The sequence below is a fragment of the Clostridia bacterium genome (genome assembly GCA_026414765.1).
Lineage (GTDB): Bacteria > Bacillota > Clostridia > Acetivibrionales > DSM-27016 > SKW86.
The window spans coordinates 51,899-54,060 of record JAOAIJ010000041.1 but is presented as its reverse complement, the minus strand read 5'-3'; the positions used below and the strand labels follow the sequence as shown (position 1 = coordinate 54,060).

The following is a 2,162-nucleotide window of genomic DNA, read 5'->3' as shown; positions in this document are numbered from 1 at the left end:
GCGCTCCACTGGCATAACCTTCCTTTTATAAAAGATAATCTATGGCATTACAATAGTTTAACAGGTCAAACCACCATCGACCACAAATGTATGACCGGTTATAAATTTAGCTTCAGATGATAATAAAAACCTTACCACCCCTACTATATCTTCTACATCACCTAAGCGACCCAAAGGTGTTCTTCTGATAATTTGAGCTTTCTTTGTTTCTGTCATTTCCTTTGTCATATCGGTATCTAAAAAGCCCGGTGCTATTGAGTTGATCCGTATTCCTTTGCTTCCCAATTCCCGTGCAAGACTCCGTGTAAAACCATCCAGGGCCGCTTTAGAAGCACCATAAACAGATGTTCCCTTAAAGCCTCTCAAACCTACTATGGAGCTTATGTTTATTACTACACCTTCATTTTTCAGAAGCATTACACGGGATACGTATCTGGTTAAGTTAATAACGGAGCCCAGATTCAAGCTAAGTATTTCGTCAATATTATCCTCGTTAGTAAGGGGAAGCAATTGTTCAAGACTTGCACCCGCATTATTTACAAGCCCTGCTATTCCCCCGTATTTTTTATAAAGGTTGGATACAAAGACTTTCAAGGAATTATAATCCTTCGCATCTATAGGCTCCCAGTAAAAATTATCTTTATGTTCTTCATTTTCTTTTAGCTGCTTAATGAAATCAGTTTCACTCCGACTGAATGCAGCAACAATAAAGTTATGGTTTAAAAGGCTTTGAACAATAGCTTTACCCAATCCACGGCTTCCCCCGCTTACTATAACTACCCTACCATTATTCATATTTGGCCCCCATTCTTAAATACATCTCATTTTCTTAAATCTCTCGCTTACCAGTTCTTTATCGGATATGGTTATTATTGTGGGTATCTTATAAGGTAAAAGACGTATTTTACAATATTCAATGATCCGTTTTTTTAAGTCCTTTATTTCTTCCGGCTGTTCAAGAACAACAGCAGCTGTTACGATTTGCCCGGTAATCGGGCTCCTTTTTCCTGTTACCAGAACATCTTTTATATTGGGAATTTCCAGCAAAACACTTTCCACTTCTGCCGGATAGACCTTTTCTCCTCCAACATTGATAATTTCGCTTTTTCTACCTAATATACGGATATATTCTCCATCAACTTCAACTTCATCGCCTGTATTGTACCAACCGTTTTCATCAAAGGGGGATGGGGCATTAAGATAGCCTAGCATTGCCGAGCTGGCTTTTATCCAAAGCGTATTATCAACAATTTTTGTTTCTATACCCTTACCTCCCACCTTCAGCCAATTAGAATGGTTATCCTTTGATTTCGTTGAAAATATACCCAACTCAGTTAAGCCATAGGTTTGCTTTAGCGTTACCAATGGAAACAATCTGTTCACTGAATTAAGAGTAGACTGTGGCATTGGCTCTGTGCCGTAAGTTATGATTTTTAGCGAGGATATGTCATAACTCTCATAGGACCTTGCCATCAGTAACATATTTAGAAAGGTTGGAGTTGTAGGCAGCAGCTCGACCCTTTGATTTTGTATTACTTCGCAGACTGCTTGGGGAGTTCTGCCTTCAGAGGTTATGATTGTTCCGCCGTTGAACATTATGGAGAAAAGCGTATTTATCCCTCCAATATGATCCAGCTTCAAAAAGATCAGTGTACGGAACGGTTTTCGTTTAGATATCTGATATTTCTCAATAAGCTTTGACGTGTTTAGTACTGCCGCTTTGCTTTTTCCGGAAGTTCCGGATGTAAAAATAATTATGCCCGATTCCCTTTCCCTTCTTAAGACATCCAATAAAGGTGAATCGGAAATCTCAGCTGCTATAGTGAATTCCCAATTATCTTCCGTGTCAAATTGAAAACATTTGTTAACCTTTGCAACTGAAAGCATCTCATCTAGTTTATCCTGTGATTCTCTTCCAATGGGAACAATTATGTTTTTATTTAAAACCAGAGCTAGAAACAAAAAGATAATGTTAGGCGAATAATCCCCTATTAAGGCCACACATTCCCCTTCGGCTACCCCCAGACGTTTCAGTTTGCTTCTCCATGTATTTATGTTCGAGATAAGATCGGAATAGCTATAAATCCTGTCTTTAAAAACCAGAAATTCATCCTTTTCCACTTCTCCGAGTTTCTCCAATATCCAGCTATTTTCACTCATTT

Annotated in this window: 2 protein-coding genes; both read right to left on the bottom strand. The window is 38.6% G+C overall.

From position 1 onward, the window contains the following. Window positions 1-57: 57 nt before the first annotated feature. Window positions 58-795, bottom strand: a complete 738-nt coding sequence (locus N3I35_15255; GenBank protein MCX8131436.1) for an SDR family oxidoreductase — start codon at window positions 793-795, stop codon at window positions 58-60. Window positions 796-810: 15 nt separating this feature from the next. Further along, window positions 811-2,160 carry a long-chain fatty acid--CoA ligase gene (locus tag N3I35_15250; protein MCX8131435.1) on the bottom strand — a complete coding sequence of 450 codons (1,350 nt, stop codon included), beginning with the start codon at window positions 2,158-2,160 and terminating at the stop codon, window positions 811-813. Window positions 2,161-2,162: the final 2 nt, after the last annotated feature.